This is a genomic window from Halomonas sp. AOP22-C1-8, assembly GCF_052378905.1.
Classification (GTDB): Bacteria; Pseudomonadota; Gammaproteobacteria; order Pseudomonadales; family Halomonadaceae; genus Vreelandella; species Vreelandella citrativorans.
In genome coordinates this window covers 12,507-28,748 of record NZ_JBQSYD010000037.1, presented here as the reverse complement: position 1 = coordinate 28,748, position 16,242 = coordinate 12,507, and the positions used below count along the sequence as shown (strand labels likewise).

The 16,242-nt window shown below is 55.4% G+C and carries 12 protein-coding genes; 7 read left to right on the top strand and 5 right to left on the bottom strand.

Annotated features, from left to right (window positions below; all coding sequences use genetic code 11):
• The first annotated feature begins 242 nt into the window (after positions 1 to 242).
• Both ACT3TY_RS16295 and ACT3TY_RS16290 read left to right on the top strand, forming a co-directional pair.
• Positions 243 to 2,144, top strand: a complete 1,902-nt coding sequence (locus ACT3TY_RS16295; RefSeq protein WP_444628904.1) for a sensor histidine kinase — start codon at positions 243 to 245, stop codon at positions 2,142 to 2,144.
• Positions 2,137 to 3,519, top strand: coding sequence for a sigma-54-dependent transcriptional regulator (locus ACT3TY_RS16290; protein WP_444628903.1), 1,383 nt, complete (start codon positions 2,137 to 2,139; stop codon positions 3,517 to 3,519). Before ACT3TY_RS16295 ends, ACT3TY_RS16290 begins: the two co-directional genes overlap by 8 nt.
• Here the strand turns inward: ACT3TY_RS16290 and ACT3TY_RS16285 are convergent.
• From ACT3TY_RS16285 to ACT3TY_RS16275, 3 genes are all read right to left on the bottom strand, one after another.
• Positions 3,495 to 4,166, bottom strand: coding sequence for a metal-dependent hydrolase (locus ACT3TY_RS16285; RefSeq protein ID WP_444628902.1), 672 nt, complete (start codon positions 4,164 to 4,166; stop codon positions 3,495 to 3,497). The genes ACT3TY_RS16290 and ACT3TY_RS16285 overlap by 25 nt on opposite strands.
• A 107-nt stretch (positions 4,167 to 4,273) precedes the next feature.
• Positions 4,274 to 4,822: a gamma carbonic anhydrase family protein gene (locus ACT3TY_RS16280; RefSeq protein WP_192528604.1), complete on the bottom strand. Its 549-nt coding sequence runs from the start codon at positions 4,820 to 4,822 to the stop codon at positions 4,274 to 4,276.
• Between the two features lie 121 nt (positions 4,823 to 4,943).
• Positions 4,944 to 6,284 carry a sodium-dependent transporter gene (locus tag ACT3TY_RS16275; protein ID WP_444628901.1) on the bottom strand — a complete coding sequence of 447 codons (1,341 nt, stop codon included), beginning with the start codon at positions 6,282 to 6,284 and terminating at the stop codon, positions 4,944 to 4,946.
• A 157-nt stretch (positions 6,285 to 6,441) separates the two neighbouring features.
• Here ACT3TY_RS16275 and prlC point away from each other — a divergent pair, with 157 nt between their 5' ends.
• The 4 genes from prlC to ACT3TY_RS16255 all read left to right on the top strand — a co-directional run bounded on the left by prlC (position 6,442) and on the right by ACT3TY_RS16255 (position 12,460).
• A complete protein-coding gene (gene prlC / locus ACT3TY_RS16270) occupies positions 6,442 to 8,490 on the top strand; it encodes an oligopeptidase A (RefSeq protein ID WP_444628900.1) in 2,049 nt (682 codons plus the stop codon).
• A gap of 62 nt (positions 8,491 to 8,552) precedes the next feature.
• Positions 8,553 to 8,804, top strand: a complete 252-nt coding sequence (locus ACT3TY_RS16265) for a YheV family putative zinc ribbon protein (protein WP_192528602.1) — start codon at positions 8,553 to 8,555, stop codon at positions 8,802 to 8,804.
• A gap of 366 nt (positions 8,805 to 9,170) precedes the next feature.
• Positions 9,171 to 10,151: a TAXI family TRAP transporter solute-binding subunit gene (locus ACT3TY_RS16260; RefSeq protein WP_172118896.1), complete on the top strand. Its 981-nt coding sequence runs from the start codon at positions 9,171 to 9,173 to the stop codon at positions 10,149 to 10,151.
• A gap of 98 nt (positions 10,152 to 10,249) precedes the next feature.
• Complete coding sequence (locus ACT3TY_RS16255; protein ID WP_444628899.1) at positions 10,250 to 12,460, top strand: TRAP transporter permease; 2,211 nt, start codon at positions 10,250 to 10,252, stop codon at positions 12,458 to 12,460.
• Positions 12,461 to 12,554: 94 nt separating this feature from the next.
• Here the strand turns inward: ACT3TY_RS16255 and metF are convergent, their stop codons facing one another.
• On the bottom strand, positions 12,555 to 13,397 hold the full coding sequence (gene metF / locus ACT3TY_RS16250; RefSeq protein WP_444628898.1) for a methylenetetrahydrofolate reductase [NAD(P)H]: 843 nt from the start codon (positions 13,395 to 13,397) through the stop codon (positions 12,555 to 12,557).
• 147 nt (positions 13,398 to 13,544) lie between these two features.
• On the opposite strand from metF, the gene ACT3TY_RS16245 reads away from it, so the two are divergent.
• Complete coding sequence (locus tag ACT3TY_RS16245; RefSeq protein ID WP_441679720.1) at positions 13,545 to 14,480, top strand: AEC family transporter; 936 nt, start codon at positions 13,545 to 13,547, stop codon at positions 14,478 to 14,480.
• On the opposite strand, the gene ligB is transcribed toward ACT3TY_RS16245, so the two are convergent.
• Entirely contained in the window at positions 14,477 to 16,177 is a 1,701-nt protein-coding gene (ligB, locus tag ACT3TY_RS16240) for an NAD-dependent DNA ligase LigB (RefSeq protein WP_441679719.1), read from the bottom strand. The genes ACT3TY_RS16245 and ligB overlap by 4 nt on opposite strands.
• Positions 16,178 to 16,242 lie beyond the last annotated feature (65 nt).

The following is a 16,242-nucleotide window of genomic DNA, read 5'->3' as shown; positions in this document are numbered from 1 at the left end:
CTGAAATAATGCCATATCGTAATAATGCAGGGTAACTACTCGCTCTTCAGGAGGCCTTCCTGACTCCAGCAACACTGCTACCAATGTGTATTAGTAGCCCAGAGGGCTAGCTTGAGGCACGGCGATCTCCTGCCTTATGATTGGTCATACCTATTAATGGATGCCTAGCGGATGATATTCCCCCACCTCGCCAACAGCAGGCAGCACGTGCGCTACGCCGTGCCCGTGGTAAGTAGCAGCGTATGAAGCCTCGCCGCTGGAAAGGTATATGGCTTGTTGCCATCACGCTAGGCCTCATACTCGTTATGTGGCAAGCCGCCCACTTGGCGCGCGAGCAAGCCATCTCTACCCTTCAGGAAGACGCCGAAAACGAGCTGCGCCTTTCTGTCGCCAATCTTAATGGCTATCTGCTCCGCTACGACTATTTACCCCAAATGCTCGCGACGCGTGAAGGTGTCCAGCGCTTTTTGGCCTCTCCGGAAACCCAGAACGCCATGCCGCTTAACCTGCTGCTGGATCGTTTCCGCTTTACCGCAGGCGTTTCTGACGTTTACCTGCTCGACCGCGATGCCAACACAATTGCCGCCAGCAACTGGCATCGTCCCAATACGTTTTTAGGTCATAACTACGCGTTTCGCAGCTACTACACAGAAGCCATCGCCGGACGGCAAGGGCGGTTTTATGGACTAGGGACCCAGTCACTGGAGCGGGGCTACTTTTTCTCGGCGCCGGTATGGCTGGATGATACTTCGCCAGATGCGCAACCCTCCGGTGTTATCGTCATCAAGGTGTTACTGGATGAAGTTGAAGAGGGCTGGGCTGAGCAAGATGCTGAGCTGCTGGTGACCGATAATGACAATATTATCTTTATGGCCAGCCGCCCTGAGCTGCGCATGAATGCACTCTATGCGCTTAGTGATGAACAACGTCAAACGCTTCGTGACACACGCCGCTACGCCATTGAACCACTATCCCCTTCAGGCATTAATATTGATGCACCTTATGGACCAGACAGTGCACTGGTTAGTTTTTCTCAGGGCCCGCTTAGTAGCAGCCGTTATTTAAGCCTGACACGCCCCGTGGTGGAGTTTGGCTGGCACATGCATATTCTCAAGCCCTTAACACCCGTTGTCCGCGCTCAGTGGATCGCCGCACTTATGGCGGGCGGGCTTTACGGAATGATTGTACTCGGGGGCGGCATTGGCTGGCAGCGCCTGCGCTTGCGTCGTGAGCGCGAAGCGTTTGCTGAACGCGAACGGCATACCCTTGCCCTGGTGCGTGATGAGCTGGAAGCCAGCGTCGAGCGTCGCACTCACGACTTGGTGGCCAGCAACCAGCGCCTTTCCAATGAAATCGAAGAGCGACGCCGCGCAGAAGCCAACCTGCGTCAAACTCAGGATGAACTCATCCAGGCCGCCAAGCTGGCAGTCCTTGGCCAATTGGCAGCGGGCATCAATCACGAACTGAACCAGCCGCTGGCAGCCATTCGGGCCTATGGCGAAAATGCCCGGCGCTTTTTAACGCTTTCCCGAGTAGATCAAGCGGACGCAAATCTTGAGCAAATCGTTGATCTCACCAAGCGCATGGCCGATATCAGCGCACAGCTTCGTCAATTCTCGCGTAAAAGCAGTGAGCGGCAGGAAACCATCTCTGTGCAGGCTTGCATCGAATATGCACTTCGCTTGTTCCAGGGTCGCCTGCGCGACGGGCATGTTACCGTTGAACAGCATTGGCCCAAGGAAACGCTATGGGTAACGGGCGATCTGGTACGCTTGGAGCAAGTACTGGTCAACCTGATTAGCAATGCCCTGCACGCCATGCAAGAGACCTCAGAACCTCGGCTTATCTTGAGGGCGGCGCTGAACGAAAAGCAGGTCACCATTAACGTTATGGATAACGGCCCCGGCATTGGCGACCAGCACCTAACACAAATTTTTGAACCCTTTTTTTCCACCAAAGCACCGGGAAGCGGATTGGGGCTGGGGCTTTCCATCTCGTCGCGTATCATGGATGACCTGGGTGGCAAATTGCAGGCCGTCAATCGCGATCCGACAGGCGCCTGCTTTATTATTTCACTACCTTTCGCGCCACCGATACACGCGCCTGTACCCTCAACTCAACAAGAGAATAATAGCCATGCATGAACCGTCGATGCTGCCGGTCATGGTGATCGACGATGAGCCTCATCTGCGTATTACCGCCAGCCAAACCCTGGAGCTTGCCGGCTACACGCCCACCTGCTTTGCGTCAGCCGAGCAAGCCCTGGCGGCGCTACCCGCAGAGTTTCCTGGCGTGATTGTCAGCGACATCCGTATGCCTGGCATGGGAGGGATGGAGCTTCTGCATGAACTGCATCGTCGCGACCCTACCCTACCGATTATTCTGATTACCGGGCATGGCGATATTTCCACGGCGGTAGAAGCCATGCGTGCAGGCGCATGGGACTTCTTGGAGAAGCCATTTGCTGGCGACCAGCTACTTGATGTTGTGCGCCGCGGCATTGAAAAGCGCCAGCTTAGCCTCGAAAACAATCGTCTTAAGGCTGAATTGGAAGTACAGCGGGCTGCCCTTGGCCCGCGCCTGGTGGGGCGCACAGCGGTTGTTTCTCGTTTAGCGGCGATGATTCAGCGCATTAGTCAGGTAGAAGCCGATGTGCTGCTGTTTGGCGAAACAGGGACAGGCAAGGACCTCGTGGCCCGGGCCATTCATGAACGCAGCGCTCGACGCAACAGCCCCTTTATGGCAATCAACTGCGGTGCCGTGCCGGAAAACACCATTGAGTCTGAGCTGTTTGGGCATGAAAAAGGGGCTTTTACCGGCGCGATTGAACGCAGAATTGGTAAGTTTGAGCACGCTAACGGCGGTACTGTTTTCCTCGATGAGATTGAGTCGATGCCACTGGCTCTTCAGGTCAAACTACTGCGCGTCCTGCAAGAGCGCAGCATCGAACGGCTCGGTGCCAATGAAGCAGTCACGCTCGACATTCGGGTGATTACCGCCACCAAAGTGGATCTTAAAGTTGCCGCTGAAGAGGGGGGCTTCCGTGAAGACCTCTACTACCGGCTGAATGTTGTCACGCTGGCGTTACCCGCGCTGCGCGAACGGCGTGAGGATATCCCGCTTCTGTTTCAGCACTTTGCCGTCATTGCCGCCAATCGTAGCGGCCTGGAGGCCCCCACTCTGAATAGCCACGGTATCGCCGCACTGTTGGCCCATGACTGGCCTGGCAACGTGCGTGAACTACGCAACCTTGCTGAGCGCTACGTGCTACTCGGCGCAGCATTTGATTACCGCCTGGATATGCTGCTGGAAGGGATAGCCACCGACACGCCAGAGCCCACGTTACCGCGCCAGGTAGAGCTGTTTGAAAAGAGCCTGATTAGTCAGTCGCTTGCCCGTCACCATGGCCGAGTCACCGATGTCTGCCGCCACTTGGGCATTCCGCGTAAAACGTTTTACGACAAGCTGAAAAAGCATGGCTTACAGGCCGACGATTACCGCCACAGCAGTGACCCCTGATGAAACAGCTCCATTAAGTCCGACCAGGGCGGCGTCCAGGGAAGCAGTGTCAAGGTGGCAATCAGCATTAATAGGTTGGAAATGGGCCGACGGCTATCGCCGAGTTTGAGCGCAGTACCGAACGAGCGCTTAAGCCGCGCCCCCTCCAAATCCACGCTATACATCTCATCCAGTACCAGGTGAATAATAAACCCCAGCAGCACGGCCGCACCGTGTGACCACGCTAACCCCGCAGGCTGAACAAGCAGATGAAAACTCAGCGCTGCGGTTAATAGCGAACATAGCCCGGCCGCCATCAGCGAGTGCCAAATGCCGCGGTGAACCGTCAGTTTTGAGAACAGTATTCCCGCCAAATACCGCACCGAGAAATAAATACCGCCGCAAGCTACCAGCAACATGCCTGGCGTCAACCACGACTCCAGCAGCATTACGCCCACCACCAGTGATGGCACGGAAAGAAGATTAAAAATCAAACGGATAGAGCGTGATCGGTCTGCATCAATATCGGGCAAAATGCCGCCAAAGGCGACCAACGCCACGATTAATATGGCTTGAGAATAAGGCCACCACTGGGCTTGCCAACCCGCGTACGCCATCAACATGCCGCCCGCGGTCGCTACCGTCATATGCGTGCGAAAGTTCGCCATGTTATCGCGGCATCCTGAAAAACTGGATAAATTACCAGATTTTTTAAGATTACAACATGGCTAGTTTAGAAAAAAGGTCGGCAAGCCAATATGTTAGCTGAACTTAATCATAAGGAGTCTTCAGCTAAAAATTGATCCTTAAGTTTTACGTAGTTACCTGCGGTATAGGGGAAGAAGGCCCGCTCTTTTTCTTTTAAAGGGCGTAGCGCCTTGGCAGGATTACCGGCGTAAACATAGCCACTCTCCAAGTGCTTACCGGGCGTAACAACAGCCCCTGCGGCAATGATCACTTCATCGTCAACCACCGCGCCGTCCATCACGATGGCGCCCATACCGACCAAAATGCGGTTGCCCAGCGTACAGCCATGCAAAATGGCTTTATGGCCAATCGTCACATCTTCGCCAATCGTGAGTGGAAAGCCCTCTGGGTTAAAGTCACTGGCGTGAGTAATATGCAGCACACTGCCATCCTGCACGCTGGTACGTGCGCCAATACGAATCCGGTGCATATCGCCACGAATCACCGTCATTGGCCATACCGAACAGTCATTGCCCAGCTCAACGTCACCAATCACCACACTCGCAGGATCGATATAAACGCGCTCGCCCAAGCGGGGCGAATGGCCTTTAAAATCTCTTAGCGCTGCCTCTTTCATTGCACTCTCCTGAAGAGCCTATTTCCAGGTACGTATTTCAAGTACCTGTTCCAAGAACCTATTCCAAGTACATACTGCTCTATTGATGGTGGATATATCCATTCTCACAAGCGGTATAGCGCTATAAAAGCCCACCCAGCAAGACGATAAACGTCAGCGGAATCGAGACCCAGCGCACAATATTGCGCCATAGCAGGTAGCCACTTTCCCCGGCGCCTAACGCTTTCATTACTCTCTTCTGCGGCATTATCCAGGCGGCAAACGTGGCAATCATCAAGCCACCCAAGGGCAAAAATATGTCTGGTGGAATGCTGCTGACCAATTCAAAGATATTGCGCCCAAAGAGTGGTTGGAACTCCGCCAGGGTTGAGAAAGAGAACGCCGACAACAATCCCATGAGCCAAACGCTTAGCGCGATGATCGCCGTTGCCATACTGCGCCGCAGCCCAAGCCCCTGCAGCATCGCGACCATGGGCTCTGCCAGATTAATGGCCGATGTCCAGGTAGCGAGCAGTAACAGCAGGAAAAACACGCTTAGCCAGAACGCGCCGCTGGGCAACTCAGAAAAGGCTATCGGCAGGGTCACAAACATCAGGCCCGGGCCCTCAGCCGGGTCCATCCCTTGGGCAAACACCACCGAGAAAATCGCGATACCCGCCAGCAACGCCACGCTAATATCCAGTACGGCAACGGCAAACGCCGCTTTAGGCAAGCTCTGCTCTTCCGGCATATAAGCGCCATACGCCATCAGCGCGCAGGCCCCTACCGCCAGAGTGAAAAACGCATGGCCCATGGCATGCAGCACCACGGTAGGTGTGATTGCCTCAAAGGAGGGTAAAAATAGCCACGTCAACGCCGTGGAGAAGCCCTCGGTGGTGGCAGCGTATCCGGCCAACAGCAACAGCAGCACGTACAGCAGCGGCATGAGTAGATTGTTAAGCCGCTCAAGCCCCTTGGCCACGCCAGCCGCCACCACGGTCATGGTCATAAACAAAAACAGAGAGTGATTGAAAATCAAAAGCCCAGGGCTTGCTAAAAATGCATCGAAACCAGCGCCTATCTCAGCCGCTGTTGCCCCGTTAAATTGTCCGTTGATGGAGGCCACCAAAAACTCGATCGACCAGCCAGACACCACTGAATAGAAGGACAAAATACAAAAAACAGTAAATGCCCCAAAGAGCCCGAGCCAACGCCAATGCATGGAGACCCCTGCTTCAGCAGCCAGTGCGCCCAATGCCTGCAACGGACCACGCCGCCCAGCCCGGCCAATGAGAATTTCAGCCATCATGACGGGAATACCCAGCAGCAGCACAAACGCCACGTAAATTAATAAAAACGCGGCCCCGCCATTTTCACCCGCCACATAAGGGAAGCGCCAGATGTTGCCCAGCCCCACCGCAGCACCCGATATTGCCAGGATAAAGGCCCGCTTAGACCCCCAGCGCTCCAGCGTCTCGCTCATTATTGACTCCTGCCATCGTGGGCACTAAAAGGCGGCAAGACTAGCAGGCGCCTGCCAAGAGACCAAACCTTGCCATTGAAACAGCGCCCCTGTGCCCACACTGTTTAGCTATTATTACGCGTTTTTGCACTCATTAACGCTGCCAACTGAGGTGCTTATGACCCACAATCCGCTGCTTGCAACGCACAAGCTTCCCCCTTTCGCTGAAATGCGTGCCGAGCATGTGGTGCCCGCGGTGGAAGCGCTTTTAAGTGAGAACCGTGAAACGATTGACCGCTTGGCCCTGCAGGCCGCAGAAACACCGCCCACATGGGAGAGCTTTGCCGTTCCGCTGGAAGCGGTAAGCGATAGACTCTCCCAAGCATGGTCGCCGGTGTCACACTTAAATAGCACGATGAACACGCCGGAGCTGCGCGAAGCTTACCAAACCTGCCTGGAACAGCTTTCCGCCTTTGGCACGTGGGTCGGCCAGCACGAAGGGCTTTTCCACGGCTGGCAAGCGCTCAAGGAGAGTGACAACTGGAGCACGCTGGATGCCGCACAGCAGCGCACCGTTAATAATGCACTGCGCGATTTCCGCCTCGCCGGGGTCGACCTGCCTGCCGATAAAAAAGCACGCTACGGTGACATTCAGTCGCGCCTTTCAACGCTCTCCAATCAATACTCCAACAATGTGCTGGATGCCACCCAAGCATGGCACAAGGACCTCAATAGTGAAGAGGAGCTCGCTGGGCTGCCTTCCAGCGCGCTCGATACCTTGAAAGCGGCTGCTGAAGCCAAGGGCGTTTCGGGCTATCGGATTACGCTGGATTTCCCAAGCTTCTTCCCCGTCGTTAGCTACGCTGAAAATCGTGAGCTGCGCCGCGAGGTGTATACCGCGTTTGTCACCCGCGCCTCAGACCAAGGCCCTGATGCGGGCACATTTGATAACGCTCCGTTGATGGAAGAGATCCTCGCACTACGCCAGGAACTGGCGACGCTGCTGGGGTTCAACACCTATGCAGACTTTTCACTGACCACCAAGATGGCGGACTCTCCCGAGCAGGTGCTCGATTTTCTGGGTGACTTGGCCCGTCGCGCCGTCCCGCAAGCGAAAGAGGAGTTTGCCGAGCTAAGCGCTTACGCGCGTGACGAGCTGGGCATTGATGCGCTGGAGCCGTGGGATATTGCTTACGTTAGCGAAAAGCTGCGTGAAGCGCGCCATGCCATTTCCCAAGAGCAGCTACGCCCCTATTTTCCTGCACCACACGTGATTAACGGTCTCTTTCAAGTGGTTGAGCGGCTTTATGGCGTGCAGGTAGAAGAAGATAGTGAGGCGCCAAGCTACCATAGCGATGTGCGCTATTTCCGTATTAGCGAGCATGGCCAGCCCATTGCCGGGTTCTACCTTGACCTCTACGCTCGGGAAGGCAAGCGCGGCGGCGCCTGGATGGCCGACTGTCGAGTACGCCGTCAAACTGAGCATGGTATTCAGTTGCCGGTGGCTTTTTTAACCTGTAATTTTACGGCGCCCATCGGTGGCAAGCCTGCCCTGCTTACCCATGATGAAGTAACGACCCTGTTCCATGAATTTGGACACGGCCTTCACCATATGCTGACCAAGCAGCATATCGCCGACATTTCAGGTATCAACGGCGTTGCCTGGGATGCGGTGGAACTGCCCAGCCAGTTTATGGAGAACTACTGCTGGGAGCGTGAAGGGCTTAACCTGCTGGCCAAGCACGTAGAAACCGGGGAAGCCTTACCGGCTGAGCTACTTGAACGCCTTCAGGCGGCCAAAAACTTCCAGTCCGCGATGGGCATGGTGCGTCAGCTCGAATTCTCGATCTTTGACCTGCGTTTACACCATGAATTAAGCGCGCCCAGCGCCAGCGATATTCAAACGCTGTTGGATGATGTACGCAGCGCCACTTCGGTCGTACCGGCGGCGCCCTTCAATCGCTTCCAAAACAGCTTTGCGCATATTTTTGCTGGCGGCTATGCGGCGGGGTACTACAGCTACAAATGGGCCGAAGTGCTCTCTGCGGATGCCTGGAGCGCCTTTGAGGAGGCCGGTATTTTTGATGCTGAAACCGGACAACGCTTCCGCCACCAGATTCTGGAACAAGGCGGGGCACGCGATGCCGCAGAGCTATTTGTGGCCTTCCGCGGCCGCGAGCCAAGTGTCGAGCCCCTATTGCGCCATAGCGGTATTCGCGCGGCCTAACCGCTTATTGAACTCAGCACGGTGTCTATTATTTCATTGGCACCGTGCGTTTGGAGAACACCATGTCGACCGTTAAACGCTTTATTGCGGGTGTTATCTGCCCACGCTGCGCCGCAATGGACCGTGTTCGTGCCTGGGAGCAAAACGGTATTCGCTATCGGGAGTGCGTGAGCTGTGACTTCTTTGAGCAACTGCCCATTGAAGATAACGACTCACCTGAGCTAACAACCCGAGTGAACCAGATGCGAGAGGAGCAACAGAGTCAGGATATCCAGCCAGTACGAATTCTTGACCCTGGTAAGCCCAATACGTAAGTCATGACTGGGAGGGCCTTGTGCCCTCCTGTCTTACCTTTCACCTCTACCCCTCAGCTTCCAGCCCTTCAAAACAGGGGGCCACGGCACCCTCTCATTGCACTTTCTCTACTTTCTTAGCGCGCACCCAACAGTGAGCGGAAAACCGCACACTACTTATCATCCCGCGTGCGCATTACCAGACAGTTAGACGCCAGGGAGTTTCCACTAAAGTTGAAGGCTCTAAAAGCAAGCGTTTGTTTTTACTTAACTATCCTATAAATGGCACGGCAATCGCTCTTAAATGGTTGCTTAAATATTATTGTCACTGGAAAGCGGCTTGCGCTTGCCAGCCTACAATCCCAAGAACAGTTAAGGAAACATGCCATGCGCACCATGATGCCTAAAACTCTCGCCCTGCTTGCAGGTGGCGCGTTACTCGCTTCTGCCAGCGCCCATGCTGAGCGTGCTGACTGGCCAGAAAACTTTACGGTAGGTACCGCAAGCCAAGGCGGCACGTTTTTCGTTTACGGCTCTGGCTGGGCCAACTTTATTGCTGATGAATTAGGCGTTTCTGGCGGCGGTGAAGTAACGGGCGGCCCTACTCAAAACCTGGCACTTGTTCATAGCGGCGATATGGCCTTTGGCTTAACCACCATGGGCCCCGCTTCTGATGCGGTTAACGGCAAAAGCCCGCTGGCACCCGGCATGGTGATGGATAACGTCTGTGCACTGTTCCCGATGTATGAAACGCCGTTCTCGATTGCCGCGCTTTCAAGCTCAGGCATTGAGTCCATTTCGGACATTCCGGACGGTGCGCGTATTGGCTTTGGTCCCGCAGCATCAACGTCTGACACCTATTTCCCAGCGATGCTGGAAACGTTGGGCGTAAACTTCGACCGCCGCAACGGCGGCTGGTCTGACCTTGGCGGTCAGCTGCAGGACGGCCTGTTGGACGTCATCGCTTTTGCGGCCGGCATCCCGATTCCTGCCGTTAGTCAGTTGGAAGTGCAAACGGATGTGAACATCATCGAGTTCAACGAAGATGAGCTTGCGACCGTACTGGACACCTTCCCAGTGGCTGAATTCACTATTCCTGCCAGCACCTACTCAACGCTTGAGGAAGATGCTCGCGCAGTTTCCATGTGGAACTTTGCGATTGCGGGCTGTGATCTTCCGGAAGACTTCATCTACGAAGTCACCAAAGTGACCATGGAAAACAATGACCGTATGCGCTCTATTCACCGCAGTGCTGAAACCAGCATTCCGGAAAATATCGTACACAACAGCGTTCTCCCCTTCCATCCAGGCGCTGCTCGTTGGTACGAAGAGAACGGCTACGAAATCTCTGAAGACCTGATCAACTAAAACTTTACGCATCATCTGGCTGCCCCGTCCTGGTTTTCCAGGCGGGGCAGCTTTGGCTATTGCTCCTTTTTTTGCTCCTGCTGTGAGGGTGAACTCTGATGAGTCCCACAACCCCCCAAACCTCTGATGACCTCAAGGATGATGTCCAGCTTACTTCATCGCCTACCGTTGTTGCAGAGGGCGTCGATGAAGACATCGTTGAATCCAACCGTCGCCTATTTACCGGTTGGCAGTTTTTCCTGTTTGCCGGGCTAGCCATTGCCTACTCAAGTTTCCACTTGGTGTCACTCAACGTGTATCCCATGGAGACCTGGTCGTTTCGTATTGTGCATATTGCAGGGGCACTGATTCTGGGCTACGGCCTGTTTGCGGGAGCTCGGTTTGCCGAAGATGGCCAGAACGCATCACCCGCTTGGCTAACGTGGGTAGGCTACGCGCTGCTGATACCGGCCCTCTACACGCTTGCTCAGGTTTTATTGATGCAACAAACCCTGAGCGGTGGTGCGATGCGCATCGACCCAATCGTTGAAACCTGGCACTACGGTTATCCATTAATAGCAACGACCGTTGCCGCCATTGTGCTTTCATGGTTTTTCCGCCAGGCACGCGGCTCTTTTAACCCGGCCGATTTAGTCCTGATGGTGTGTGCCCTGGCCAGCGCCGGTTATTTACTGATCATGTACAACACACCTCTGCGCGCTTCAACGGGCACCTCCTTTGCGCCTATCGGGATTTCCTGGGCGGCGATTGCCGGGTCCCTGCTTATTCTGGAGCTTACCCGGCGAGTAGCGGGCCTTGCGCTGGTCATTATTTCACTCATCTTCCTGACATATGTCTTTGCCGGCCCTTACCTGCCCGGCTTCCTGGGATATCCTGGCCTATCAATGCAGCGCTTTTTTAGCCAGCTTTATACCGACGCCGGTGTCTTGGGCCCCACCATCGCCGTCTCCTCGACGTATATTATTCTGTTCATTATTTTTGCCGCCTTCCTGCAAGCGTCAAAAGTAGGTGACTACTTTGTGAACTTCGCCTTTGCCGCTGCCGGGCGTGCCCGTGGAGGCCCCGCCAAAGTGTCTATTTTTGCCTCGGGCCTAATGGGCATGATCAACGGTACCTCCGCGGGTAACGTGGTATCGACCGGTTCACTGACCATTCCGCTAATGAAAAAGGTGGGTTACCCCGCACGTAGCGCGGGCGCTATTGAAGCAGCAGCCTCAACTGGCGGGCAAATCATGCCGCCGATTATGGGGGCCGGCGCCTTTATCATGGCGGAAGTCACGGGCATTCCCTATACCGACATCGCCATTGCAGCGTTGATCCCGGCAATTCTTTACTTCGCGTCTATCTACTTTATGGTGGATTTTGAAGCGGCCCGTAAAGGCATGCGTGGTATGCGTAAAGATGAGATTCCACGCTTCACTAAATTGGTCAAACAAGCCTACCTCTTTGCTCCCATCATTATCCTGATAGCCGCGCTGTTTATGGGCTATTCGGTGATTAGGGCAGGTACCTTGGCCACCGCCTCGGCCGCCGTTGTCAGTTGGATTTCACCCAACAAGATGGGCGTGACCGCCATTCTCAAGGCGCTGCAACTGGCGGGCACCATGGCCATCCAGATCATCGCTGTCTGTGCCTGTGCGGGCTTGATCGTAGGGGTTATTTCGCTCACCGGTGTGGGCGCGCGCTTCTCCTCGCTGCTATTGGGACTGGCAGGTGTTAGCCAACTGCTGGCACTTATCTTTGCCATGTTGATCAGTATTCTATTGGGCATGGGAATGCCGACCACGGCAGCCTACGCCGTCGCCGCATCGGTCGTGGCGCCGGGCCTAATCAATATCGGTATTGAGCCGCTTATTGCCCACTTCTTCGTGTTCTACTTTGCGGTTGTATCGGCCATTACGCCGCCGGTGGCGCTGGCCTCTTACGCAGCAGCAGGTATTTCTGGCGATAACCCCATGGGTACGTCGGTGGCATCGTTCAAGATTGGTCTGGCGGCCTTTATCGTGCCGTTTATGTTCTTCTACAGCCCGGCCATGTTGATGGAAGGCTCTGCCATGCAGGTTCTGCGAGTGGGTGTTACCGCCACGCTGGGGATCATTCTGCTTTCGGGTATGGTGCAGGCCTGGTTCTTTGGCCCGGTGAATGTGCTCAAGCGGGTTATCATGTTGGTCGGTGCAATGTGCATGATCTATGGCGGTATCTACACCGATATCGTGGGCCTTGCGATTGGCGCAGGTCTCGTAATCATCCAGCGTAAGCAGTTTGGTGGCGGCAAGTCGGCCGACAAAGTGCAAACGCCAGCGAGTTAGTAGCCCACTAACAAGTAAGGCATAACGTAAAACGCCCCGCTCAATTGAGCGGGGCGTTGTGTATGGTGCAGTCTAAATCAACAGGCTATCGCAGTTAGCCCACCAGATTATCGACCACTTTCAGTACGGGAGCCGCCTGGTTAAGGGTATAGAAATGCAGCCCTGGCGCACCGCCATCCAAGAGACGCTGACAAAGACGGCTTACCGCCTCGGTGCCAAATTTGGCAATTGCTTCGCTGTCATCGCCATAGCTTTCCAACTGCTTGCGCATCCAGCGAGGAATTTCCGCGCCACAGCTATCCGAAAACCGCGCCAGCTTGGTGTAGTTAGTGATCGGCATAATGCCGGGGATAATCGGCTGTTCAACGCCTAGTGCGCGCACTTTATCAACAAAGTTGAAGTAAGCATCGGCGGTGAAGAAGTATTGGGTGATCGCCATATCGGCGCCCGCCTTCATTTTACGCGCGAAGTTTTCGATATCTTTATCAAGGTTAGTTGCCTGAGGGTGGGACTCCGGGTAGGCCGCCACGGCAATATTAAAATGATCGCCCGTCTCGTCGCGAATAAACTCCACCAGCTCGTTGGCATAGCGTAGCTCGCCGATGCTGCCCATCCCGGAAGGCATATCACCACGCAGGGCGACCAGGCTGTTAATGCCTTCTTCACGGTACTGGGACAGCAAATCACGCAGCTGGGCTTTTTCACTGCCAATGCACGAAAGGTGCGGTGCGGTAGTAATACCGGTCTGGCCAACCGTACGTACGGTGTCCCGCGTACGCGCTTGGGTGGAGCCGCCTGCGCCATAGGTCACAGAGAAAAACCGCGGATTACGAGTGGCCAGCTCATCGCGTACCAGCATCAGCTTGTCGCGCCCAGCATCCGTGTTGGGCGGGAAGAATTCAAAGCTGATACCGAGCGGATGCTGTTGGCTGCTCATGGGGTTTCCTCATACAGAACAATAAAATAAAGAGTGATATTTTGGTGTATTCTCGCTGTTCTATTGCGCCGCGGCTAATGAAAGATTCCACGTTTAGCCTTTAATTCGGCTCATGTTACCCACCCTTTTATGCCGTCAGGAGGGCATATGGAGCTATCACCCAGCGCGTTAATAGGCCCGCTACTCATGCTGCTAAGCTTTGTAGGCTTGGGCTGGATTGCCGCCCAACGGTTAAAAATCGACCCAAGGCCCATTGCCACGCTGCTGGTTTATCTCATTGCGCCTTTAACCATTTTTCGCGCGCTGATGAATGGGGGGCCAACGCCTGAGTACCTGGTCTTAACGCTTTCGCTGTTTGTGCTGGTTAGCCTACTGGCGCTGCTGGTTCAGCGCGTAACGCAACACCGCTTTGGTCCGCAGGAAGGCGCGCTGCTGGCGTTTTCATCAGGCACAGGCAACACCGGTTATTTCGGTTTACCGGTAGCGTTGATTCTCTTGCCTCCGGAAGGCGTAACGCTCTACCTGTTCTGCATGCTGGGCATCAATTTGTATGAATTTACCGTGGGTTTTTACTTAAGCGCCCGTGGCCACTTCTCGATTCGCCAAAGCCTGATCAAGATTTCACGCCTTCCGCTGATCTACACGTTTTTGCTAGCGCTACTGCTGAGTTCACTCGATGTCACGCTGCCTACGGCCTTGGCTAGCTCGCTGGATGTTTTTCCCGCGACCTATACGCTGCTGGGAATGATGATTATTGGTATGACGCTTAGCCGGGTAACGCTGGCTGCCTGGGATACGCGCTTTATCGCCGCCTGTGTAGGGCTTCGTTATATCGTTTGGCCAGCGGCTACCTTTGCCGCTGTCATGCTATTACAGATGCTTATGCCGGTGCCTGCAGAACTGGCCATGGCGATACTGCTATTAGGCGTGGTGCCCATGGCTTCTAACGTGGTGGTGGTCGCCATGGAGCTGGGTATCCAGCCGCAAAAAGGGGCGCTGGCGGTGCTGGTAACCACGCTGATGGCGCCGCTACTGATTCCCTTCTATCTGGGGCTCATGCTGCGCGCCACCGGGCTTGGTTAGGGTTGTGTTGTAAACCCCGCTACGTTCAACGCGCGAAGCTGCTCGGCCATGGCCTGCATTTGGGCATGGGAGAAAAAGGCGTCAAGCGCCTGGGCTCTGCCTGGACCGATGCCCGGCAGGGCTTCCCAGTCGCCTGGCTGATACATGCTCGCCACTTGCCAATCAGGCAGGCTGGTAGCGCCAGCAGGCGGCAACCCCAGCCCTTTTAACCAGGCATCATAGGGAGCAGCCTTGGCCGCCTGAAACTGTCGATAAAGCGAGTCGCTACGCGCCTCGCCAATTCCGTGCGCTTGGCGCAGCTGATCGGGTTCAAGCGATAACCAGGCCAGCAGATCCGGCACCAGTCCGGCCTCAAGTAACGCTTGCCAGGTGCCTTCGCCCACGCCTTGAAAACCCAACTGTTCACCAAGGTAAGTGAGTCGCGCCAGCAGTTGGGATGTGCAGCCTGGGCTATGCTGAAAACAGCTCAGCAGATGGTAGGTAGTCGTAGAGGGTGCTTCCACGACGGTGCGCTCTTGGGTTTGCCATACCACCTCTTCAAGCTGAGGGATGGTAAGCCCGGCCAGGGTAATGGCCAACTGGTCGCCGGGGCGTATATCCAGGTTTTCCCAGCGGTCGAGTGAGCCCAGCGATACGCGACTGATGCGCCGACCTTCCAATTCAATCGGATAGAGCCAGATCAGTGGCGTGATACGCCCAGTTCGCCCAATGCGAAACTCCACGCCACGTACTTCTGCCAGCGCTTTCTGCAGTGGGTATTTCCAGGCAATCGCCCATTCTGGCGGGGCCGTGGACCAGCGCCGAATACCAGGACGTTCCGCCTGTTTAATCACTACGCCGTCGGTTGCAAACGGCAGCGCGCCGTTAAACCACGCCTCCCGCCAGTAAGCCGCATCCGATTCATCACTTAATAAATGCGTGTAGCGGGCAGTATCAAATCCAAGTGCACTCAGTTGCGCCAGCCGCTCAGTCATGTCGGTTGGCCCATCCGGCCAGCCCCATACAAACAGCCCGACCTGCGCCAGCACGTCCTGGGTTGGGCTTGCTTGCGCCATAGCCCCCGCCACGGCCCCGCGGGCCCCCGAACCAGGCGTACGAGACTGAACATGTTCATCAAGCTGCCAATAAAGCTCGCCCTGAAAAATGGCTGAAATAGTGTCGGGCAGCGTATTAGGCACGCTGGGTAATTGTAAGGCGCGGGCCGTCCAATCCTGCCCCTGCTGTCCATCCCCTCGGCTGACCGCTTCCACCAGCTCGCCTGCCTGATAGCGCAGCGTTACCGCCACGCCGTCCACCTTGGGCTGTATCCATAAATTTTCACGGCGACTGGTAAAGCGGCGCACGCCTGCTTCATCGGTTTTATCCAACCCTTGCTGGGCAGCCGGATGCTCAAGCGTACGACGGCTGGACGTTACCCGGGTAAGCGGTTGATGAGCAGTAGCGTCGTTTAGGCAGGCGCGCCAATCCTGGAGGCGGATAAGGGCCTGGTCGTAGAGCACATCATCAATCAACGAGATGCCCTCTTCATGATAGGCATGGTCCCATTGGGCGACTTGCGCGGCGAGCGCGAGAGTCTCCTGCTCAAGCCGTTCATTGGGCCACGTGGGGCAAGCCGCCATAGCCGTACTACTTGTCATGCCAAGCGCCACCATCAACAGCAACCCTCTCATGATTTTTTCCCAGCGTGCTGCCGGCATAACACTTTCCCCAAGTTGTTGTACTGCCTAGCCTAAAACACGCAGCATAAAAAAACGCCCCCTGG